General features: G+C 35.4%; 13 protein-coding genes. All 13 read left to right on the plus strand.

From position 1 onward, the window contains the following. Position 1 precedes the first annotated feature (1 nt). The 13 genes from BVH04_RS15955 (at position 2) to BVH04_RS16015 (ending at position 8550) form a co-directional block, all read left to right on the plus strand. Positions 2 to 274: a mycothiol system anti-sigma-R factor gene (locus BVH04_RS15955; RefSeq protein WP_086542468.1), complete on the plus strand. Its 273-nt coding sequence runs from the start codon at positions 2 to 4 to the stop codon at positions 272 to 274. Between the two features lie 2 nt (positions 275 to 276). Next, entirely contained in the window at positions 277 to 849 is a 573-nt protein-coding gene (gene gmk, locus BVH04_RS15960; protein WP_086542469.1) for a guanylate kinase, read from the plus strand. A 95-nt stretch (positions 850 to 944) separates the two neighbouring features. Continuing rightward, positions 945 to 1511 carry a nicotinate (nicotinamide) nucleotide adenylyltransferase gene (nadD, locus tag BVH04_RS15965; protein ID WP_086542470.1) on the plus strand — a complete coding sequence of 189 codons (567 nt, stop codon included), beginning with the start codon at positions 945 to 947 and terminating at the stop codon, positions 1509 to 1511. Between the two features lie 188 nt (positions 1512 to 1699). Continuing rightward, complete coding sequence (locus tag BVH04_RS15970) at positions 1700 to 1927, plus strand: hypothetical protein (protein WP_086542471.1); 228 nt, start codon at positions 1700 to 1702, stop codon at positions 1925 to 1927. A 277-nt stretch (positions 1928 to 2204) separates the two neighbouring features. Further along, a complete protein-coding gene (locus BVH04_RS15975) occupies positions 2205 to 3137 on the plus strand; it encodes a 6-bladed beta-propeller (RefSeq protein ID WP_262481371.1) in 933 nt (310 codons plus the stop codon). A 50-nt stretch (positions 3138 to 3187) separates the two neighbouring features. Beyond that, a complete protein-coding gene (locus BVH04_RS15980) occupies positions 3188 to 3367 on the plus strand; it encodes a nicotinate-nicotinamide nucleotide adenylyltransferase (protein ID WP_086542473.1) in 180 nt (59 codons plus the stop codon). A gap of 191 nt (positions 3368 to 3558) precedes the next feature. Next, positions 3559 to 3801: a hypothetical protein gene (locus BVH04_RS15985; RefSeq protein WP_086542474.1), complete on the plus strand. Its 243-nt coding sequence runs from the start codon at positions 3559 to 3561 to the stop codon at positions 3799 to 3801. A 29-nt stretch (positions 3802 to 3830) separates the two neighbouring features. Next, entirely contained in the window at positions 3831 to 4949 is a 1119-nt protein-coding gene (locus tag BVH04_RS15990; RefSeq protein ID WP_086542475.1) for a 6-bladed beta-propeller, read from the plus strand. A gap of 186 nt (positions 4950 to 5135) precedes the next feature. Further along, positions 5136 to 6236, plus strand: coding sequence for a BF3164 family lipoprotein (locus BVH04_RS15995; protein WP_086542476.1), 1101 nt, complete (start codon positions 5136 to 5138; stop codon positions 6234 to 6236). Between the two features lie 106 nt (positions 6237 to 6342). Beyond that, on the plus strand, positions 6343 to 6570 hold the full coding sequence (locus tag BVH04_RS16000) for a hypothetical protein (protein ID WP_086542477.1): 228 nt from the start codon (positions 6343 to 6345) through the stop codon (positions 6568 to 6570). Further along, a complete protein-coding gene (locus BVH04_RS16005; protein WP_086542478.1) occupies positions 6560 to 6871 on the plus strand; it encodes a type II toxin-antitoxin system RelE family toxin in 312 nt (103 codons plus the stop codon). The genes BVH04_RS16000 and BVH04_RS16005 overlap by 11 nt, the downstream gene beginning before the upstream one ends. A 374-nt stretch (positions 6872 to 7245) precedes the next feature. Further along, positions 7246 to 7431 (plus strand): hypothetical protein, encoded by a 186-nt coding sequence (locus tag BVH04_RS16010; RefSeq protein WP_086542479.1) that lies wholly within the window; start codon positions 7246 to 7248, stop codon positions 7429 to 7431. A 57-nt stretch (positions 7432 to 7488) separates the two neighbouring features. Continuing rightward, complete coding sequence (locus BVH04_RS16015; protein WP_086542480.1) at positions 7489 to 8550, plus strand: BF3164 family lipoprotein; 1062 nt, start codon at positions 7489 to 7491, stop codon at positions 8548 to 8550. The last annotated feature ends 78 nt before the right edge of the window (positions 8551 to 8628 follow it).

Genomic DNA, 8628 nt, shown 5'->3' on the forward strand with positions numbered 1-8628 from the left:
CATGGAAATGAAAGAAAACGCATCCGGAGAACGAAAGACGCAATGCAGTGACGAAAGCAAATGCTTTGAGCTGCTAGAAAGTATTTTGGACGGAGAAATGATAGATTCTGGCAAGGAAGTCTTGAAGGAAAAGCTAGCCAAGTGTCAACCGTGTTTTGAACACTATCACCTAGAGCAAGCAATCCGTGATGTATTGAAAACAAAATGTACCAAACAAGCTGTGCCTACTGAATTGGCGGATAGCATCCGAAAGCAAATTCAGGATATTAAATAGTCATGACTCGAGGTAAGGCTATTATTTTTTCTGCCCCATCAGGTTCAGGCAAGACTTCTTTAGTGAAGCATTTGATCCAAACTATCCCCAATCTGGGATTTTCTATTTCTGCCTGTACACGTGACAAGCGGGGGAGGCATGAAGTTCACGGCAAAGATTACTATTTCCTTTCGCAGGAAGAATTCATCAAAAAAATAGACGAGGACGCATTTATCGAGTGGGAGGAAGTCTATGCAGGGAACTTCTACGGTACACTCAAAGAAGAAATTCAGCGCATCTGGGATTCTGGCAAAGCTGTAATTTTCGATGTGGACGTGAAAGGTGGGCTAGCCTTGAAAAAGTACTTTGGAGAGCAGGCACTGGCGATCTTTGTGAAAGTGCCGAGCTTGGAAATTTTGGCAGCGAGACTAAATGAACGGGGAACGGAATCCGAAGAATCTCTTTCCCGTCGCTTATTCAAAGCTGAGTTTGAATCTAAGTTTGAACCGCAGTTCGATGTCACGGTAGTCAATGACGAATTTACAAAGTCCCGTGCTGAAGCCGAATACTTGGTCAGCGAATTTTTAGCCCGATAGTATTTTGAAACCGACGTGATCAAAAAAATCATTAAACATTCCGATTATGATTGTTTTGATTTTCAAATGTGACCAATGGAAAACTATAATAGAATATGAAAATCGGTCTGTATTTCGGTTCTTTTAATCCCATCCATATTGGTCATCTGATCATTGCCGACACGCTTCATGACCGCACCGATTTAGATCAAGTGTGGTTTGTGGTCAGTCCACAAAACCCTCTGAAAAGGCGCCAGTCACTTATTCATGAATTTGACAGGCTGAGAATGGTGGAGCTGGCGATTGAAGATAATTACCAGTTTCGGGCTTCCGATGTGGAGTTTTCCATGCCCAAGCCGAGCTATACCATAGATACGCTGGCTTACTTGACAGACCAATATCCTCAGCATAAGTTTTGCTTATTTTTAGGTTCGGACAATCTCACTCAACTTAGCCGCTGGAAGAACTACCAAACGATTTTGGACAACTACGAGATCTTCGTCTATCCCAGACCTGGCGATGCGACGACCTTTGAGCATTCGAATATCACGTTGATCGATGCGCCATTATTGGATATCTCAGCAACCTTTATCCGCAAGTCCATCTTGGCTGGCAAGTCTGTTAAATACCTCCTTCCTGATGGTGTGGCGGATTATATTCGGGATAAGAAGTTGTATTTGTAAGTACCTAATCTGCTGATTTAAAGAAAACTGCATTTTAAACCTAGATTTACGTTTTGTAAATACAACTACGGTTATTTTTCAAACTAATCCTTGCGATTAAAAAAAAAAAAAATAGTAAACTTATACCGAAGTCTTAAGTGAGACCTGATTCTGGCCAGAATTTTTATATCAACCATAATTTAAGAATTATGAAGAAGTTATTATTTGGAACGGCGTTCTTTTTAGGAGCCATTTTCTTTACAAGTTTGAGTGTTCAGGCTGAAGAAGATATAATGCGTTGGGAACAAATGTTTTGCACGGATGGATCTGGAGGAACGTATGAGATTTGTTTTCTTACAGGAGATGGAAACCAATGCTTTACTTGGTATGATACAACCAGAGACTGTGATCCCGATTTAATTATCCCCACAGAATAGAATTAAGTCTATTATATAAATGTATCTGACCAAAGGAAGAGTTTCCTTTGATCCTTCTAATTAAAATATCTATGTGTACTAAATATACTTTTATTTTTCTGTTTTTCGTTGGTTTTGGGTGTCAGTCAAGTATTCAGGATTCTACTATAAAAATGCTTACTATTGATTTAACACAAGAAAAATCAGAAGTTTACTTTGCTCAGTTAATAAACCCAAATGTAGATATAATACCCCTTGATAATTACGATGAATTAGAAAACCTCTTTTTTTTAAGGAGATACATAAAATTCGTTATTATAAGGATGAGTTTTATATTTTGGATTTTATTTATGGAAGATCCGTTTTTGTCTTTGATGAAAATGGCAAATTCCAAAGATCCATAGGCTATAGGGGAGAGGGACCCGGAGGTTTTAAACAGGCAATGGATTTTGATATAATCAATAACGAAGTAAAAGTCCTTGATTATGGAAGATTCCTTAATTTTGAGCCTAATGGCAATTACCTGTCGATGGATAAAATAGATGATTTTGTCGGAGAAAAATTCATAAAATATAATGAGGGATATGCATTTATAGGAGCAGGTAGAGATGTTGATAATCTTGTTCTTGCTACTAATGAATTCCAGAAAGAAAGCTCATTTTTTCCCTATCATACGAGAGCTTTAAATGTGATGTTAATTAATCCCATGTATTATTCCCCTGAGGGAGATGCGATTTATAGAAGGCAGTTCAATGATACATTATTTAAAATCAGCGATTTTCAAAGGCCAGTTCCATATCTATACATTGATTTCAAACAAAAGAAATCAAATATCAATGAATTATTAAATAGCCCTAATCCTGAAAACGCTATAGCTAATGCACGAAATCTATATTGTAATATTTTTGATTTTTATGAAACAAAAGACTATAAGTATTTAGCCTTTTTTGTGGAAGGTGAAGCTTGGACTTATATCTATTCGAATAAATCTAATAAATCTATTATATATAAACGATCGAATCTCATAGATGAAATTACGTTTGACACTAGAGCAATGCCGGTTGGGGTTATTGGGGATAAATTCGTGTTTAGGGCAAATCCTCACAATGTTTTGTCAGGGATAGATAGTTATCGAGGTACTTCCGCACATTTTGAGAGATTAAAAGGCCTTCGTGATGATTTGGATAAGGAGGGAAACCCAGTACTTTTTTTGGTTGAATTTAATTTTTGAAGCTCGATATTTATTTCTGGAAATTTAATTTGTAATAAGGTGGACGATTTATGAATCCAATTTATGATACTACGACTTTTGAGCATCAGAATATCAAGCTGATCGATGCGCCCTTATTAGACATCTCAGCGACCTTTATCCGAAAGTCTATCTTAGCAGGCAAGTCTGTCAAATACCTCCTTCCTGACGGAGTGGCGGATTATATTCGGGATAAGAAGTTGTATTTGTAGAGGAGGTAATCAGTTGACTTACATAAAATTGTGTTTCAAACCTAGATTTACGTTATGTAAATATAACTACAGTTATTTTTCAAACTAATCCTTGCGATTAAAAAAAAAATATAGTAAACTTATACCGAAGTCTTAAGTGAGACCTAAATTTTGGCAGGGATTTATTTAAAACTATCATAATTTTAAATTTTATGAAAAAGTTATTATTTGGAATTGCATTCTTTATGGGGGCGATGATGTTTTCAAGTTTGAGTGTTCAGGCTGAGGAAGATGCATACACACCAAAAATAGAGGAAAATGGCTCAGTAATTACTGTAACGGTTTGTGGAAGGAGAACCTCATTCTTTGGTGCATTAAATGGGTTTTCTTGCGATCAAATTGCCACAACTAAATGTGTTTTTTTTAATTTCACTCCTCCTGAACCTCCTGAATAAAGAGTGCCTTTTTCTTAAAACTAAACTCTATGAAAAAAATATTTTTTTTGATCTTCTTAGTAATTCTTGGGTGTGATCTTGATAAACATGAAATAAACAAGAACACCATAACCATCAGAATAACGGAATCATCTGATAATCTAGAACTTAAAAAAGTTCGATTGCTTAGATTACAATCCAATTCTTTTGCCCTAGCATCAAGGATGGATAAAGTGATGTTTTTAGAAAATAGAATTATTGTGCTAGACAAGCTCAGAGAAAACACAATTTTTATCTATGATATTGAAGGAGAATTCATCAATCATATTCACAGAGTTGGTGAAGGGCCTGGAGAATACAAAAACGTTGAAAATGTATTTTGGAATTCATTTACTAATGAGCTTGTACTTATTCCCATGGACTACAGAAAAAAATTATATTTTGATTGGGATGGTAATTTTTTGAGAGAGGAGTTCTATGAAGAGCAGATAGAGTATGCCGATTTAGTCTTCTTAGAAAATGGGGAATTGGTCGTCAATTATAGCTCAATGAACGCAGAAGATAATTTTGCTATTTACCAAAACGGTGAGACTAAGTTGACAGGATTTCCATACAATCCGTTGCTAGATGATTCACCTCTTAATTATAGAAGCGTACTTTCAAAGATTGATGAAGATGATTATTTACTTACATTAGGACTAAGAGACACTCTATATTCAGTTAATATTGACCAGCTTTTCATAGTACCTAAGTATAAATTAGATTTTGGGAATGAGCTATCTTTTAAAGATTTTAATAATCTACCTAACCCTCTAAAATATTTTATGGAAAATGACATCTACATAGGTGTCATGGATCTTTTTCAGAATGAAACTTTTATTTCTTTCTCCACCCTACATTCTACTGGACTTCAAGGAAGAATTTATTCTAAGCAAACAGGTAAAAGCTATTCAACTCAAGAGCTTATTGAAAATGAAGTGGGACATCTCGGCTTTGAAGGGATTTTGGGGATTACGCCTCAAAATGAATTTGCCGCAGTTCTTTCATCAGGAGAAAGCGGTAAATGGGACTTTTCTTTAAACCCCTCATTAGAAAAACAGTTTGCTGATTTTGGCCAAGTAGATAAGGAAGAATTAATTTTAATGCTATTTGATTTGGATGAAGATTAATAATTCACACGCTCATTAAACGGCCTGTTTTCAGGGATTATTTATCAGGTTTGTTTACCATCCTCAAAATCAATACGAGATGCGAAGGTGTATTTGTAAGAAGATTTATGAACTAATATTTGCCTTTTAAAAGCAGAGATACTATTATAGGAAAGGAATTAACATCTTTTTTTTATTTCAGGCCTCATGAAATCAATAAATTCGACCAAAGCACTTTATAATCTAGGTGTGATTTTACTTTTCTGTGCCTGTAATTCCAAAGTTTCTGATTCTGACGGTTCTATTTACTTCACGGAGGAGGATTTGCCTTCTCCCATTGAGCTAGTTGGAGAGAAATATAACATTCCGGAAATAATCAATCCGCGAGGATTGATGATAAAGGATGGGCTAGCTGTAGTCTTTGAGAGAAAGAACGAATATGACGACAAGTTTCATGTGATTGATCTTGAATCGGGAAGTTATCTTAGGTCTAAAGGGATTCATGGTTTGGGACCAGGTGAAACCAAAACAATTACTCAGATAGAAAGTGCCGAAGAAAAGAATAAAGTGTGGGCCTACGATCCTGAAGTCCGTAAATTTTCAAAGTATGACTTATTGGATACTAACAAGCTTGCAGAGGAGGAGTTCAGATCTCCTGAAACGGCATATTTTATAACCTATGCTACTTGGGCTAAAGATCATACACTTTTAGCAAGCTTAGTGGACGGGTGGACCAAATACCTTTATTTGACTACTTCAGGTGATACGCTGGCTACTTTTGGTAACTGGGGTGATATGATCAAAGGAAAGGAATTGCCCAATGGCTATAAGGAAGAGGACTTAGATGCCAATCTGGTGAGTACTATTTTTCAGGGAACAATGAAAGGTAATCCTTCCCGGAAATATTTTATCAATGCAGGCAAAAAAGCAGATTTTATAGAAATCATTGATTTGAACAAAAGGACGAGTAAATTAATCTATGGGCCAAGACATGAGTTGCCTGATTTTAAGATTAGTTATAGCATGGGGTATCAGATGGCTGATTTTGGCAGGAATTCCACATCAAGATATATGGATGTTTATCCTGGGAGTAATTCTTTTTTTGTGCTGTTTAATGGGAAAACCTATCAGCAACTTAGTGATCCTGATAACCTCAACAGAATCTTTGAGTTTGATTATGAAGGGAATATTTTGAACCAATTCCAGCTGGATTATCCGATCTTAGGCTTTGCGGTAGATGAAGAGAATAGAGCAATCTATGGCGTGACAGTGGATCGAGAACCGAATCTGGTGCGGTTTGATTATTGAGGAGTGATTTTAGTTCTGTAAAGTAATCGGATACTTTATTATTTTGTAAGCCGTTCTTTGCCATAGTTTTGAAACTAAAACGGTTAAAATTTTGTAAACTTGAATTATGGAAAAAATCATCATTGAAACCGAAGATAAATCCAAGCTTGACCTTGTGAAGTCTATGCTTGAGGCTATGCACATTGGCTTTGAAGTTGTTTCCAACGACGTTGTTGTTAAAAATAAGATTCTTTCCGATATCAGAGAAGGCTACCTAGAGGCAAAAGACATGGAGGCAGGAAAGGTTGAATACAAATCATATTCATCCTTTTCAGAAATGGAAGATGACTTATAGATTAGTTCCGACAAAAGCTTTTTCAAGAGAATTAAAAAGACTGAAGAAAAAATATCCTTCAATTCTGACTGACTTAGATAAGATTTCAAAGGAATTGGTAAATACGCCTTCCTTAGGTGATCAAGTTTACAAAAACTGCTATAAAATCCGAGTTCCAATTTCCAGTATGAACAAAGGTAAATCTGGTTCTGCCAGATTGATTACCTATGTCGTTTATACCAATTCCATAATATTTCTTGTAGACATATTTACCAAAGCTGAATGGTCGCTTTTGGTAAATAGATCTCTTTTTATAAACTAAAGCTGATTACTAGTTATAGGGCTTTGCAGTGGATTAGGAGCATAGAGCAATCTACGGTGTGACGGTGGATCGTGAGCCGAATCTTGTTCGGTTTGATTATTGAGTCATTTTCGTATTTTCAAATCTGTCAAATTATTCTTCCTGATGGAGTGGCTGATTATATCCAGGATAAGAAGTTGTATTTGAAGAAGTAAACATCTCATTTACATTATATTGCATTTCAAACCTTTATTTACGTTTTGTAACTGTGTTTTTGTTATTTTTCAAACTAATCCTTGCGATTAAAAAAAAAAAATTGTAAACTTATACTGAAGTCTTAAGTGAGACCTAAATTCTGGCCGGGTTTTTTTAAAACTATCAAAATTTTAAATCTTATGAAAAAGTTATTATTTGGAATGGCATTCTTTATGGGGGCGATGATGTTTACTAGTGTGAATGTTCAGGCACAAAGGGATCCTGGACATTGGGTGTGCTGCCTAGAACCAGATGAGTATTGTCAAGATTGGTTAGGCGGAGCTTGGTCAGATTCGATTAAAAAGCCAGGGCCATTTTGCCCTTAATTAAAATTGAAAAACAGCCTACACCTATTAATTAGGTGTAGGTTTAATTAATTATATATGTTTAAAAATAGTATTGGGATCTTTTTAATAATATTTCTATTTTCCTGCGGTTCAGATAGGGAAAATAAAAGTGGGGAAATCAAATTTGGCTTCGATTCATTCCCTAAAGTGCAAGAATTAGCTGGGCAAAAATATATTTATGATAGTATTTTAAATGCTAGGAAAGTTCTGTTAAAGGGCAATGATTTGATAGTTTCTAATCTTGGGGGAGAAGGTAGACAATTACATATTCTTAACAGACATACTTTGAGTTACAAAAAAGGTTTAGGGAAAATAGGCGATGGCCCCGGGGAAATAAGATCAGGTATTTGGGAATTGGATGCAGGTTTAAATGAGGATAGTTTTTGGGCATATGATCTGAATGGCAAGAGCTTTTATGAATTTTCATTAAATGACTCATCTTCTTTAGCAAAACGTACAATCAGACAGAATGAGGCCTGGTTTTTAGGTTATTCTATGCATTGGAAAAGTCCCAATGAATTAATTTCCTATGTGACAAGAGACTCCTATAAATTTGGAATATTTGACACATTAGGAACTAGGCAAAGTTCAATTGAACTTTGGGAAAAGGGAGAAGAGGTGGATGAACAAATAGGCTATTTACTCTCGAATTTGTATCAGGGACCTATTGAATATAATCCATTTAATCATGTACTTGGTCATGCTGCAAGTCAATTTGAGAATTTTCAATTAATAAGCCTTAATTCTGGGAAATCTATCACCCTTGTTGGTCCAAAGAAATATGAAATTGATTATGAAGTTGAGCAACAAGGAAATGAAATAGCAGCATTTTTATCTGAAGAAACTATAAAAGGGTATTCTGATATTTTCATTGGCGAAAAATCTGTTTTTTTAGTTTACATAGGTAAAACAAGTGCACAAAGAAAGAAGTCCGGAGTTAATTCTGATACGATATTCGAATTTGATTTAGAAGGAAACCCAAAAGCACTATTTAAGACAAATTTATCAATCCGCTCCATCGCTGTTTCTGAGAAGGACCAAATGATTTATGCAGTGACAAACGATAAGGATCCTGGTATTGTTGTGTTTAAGTATTGATTATATTTTATGTGATTATACGGAATCTTGCCAGTAGAAAATTTATAGGATCGAAGGTCCAAAGACACATTGAATTCT

This window comes from Algoriphagus antarcticus (assembly GCF_002150685.1).
In the GTDB taxonomy this organism is placed as follows: domain Bacteria; phylum Bacteroidota; class Bacteroidia; order Cytophagales; family Cyclobacteriaceae; genus Algoriphagus; species Algoriphagus antarcticus.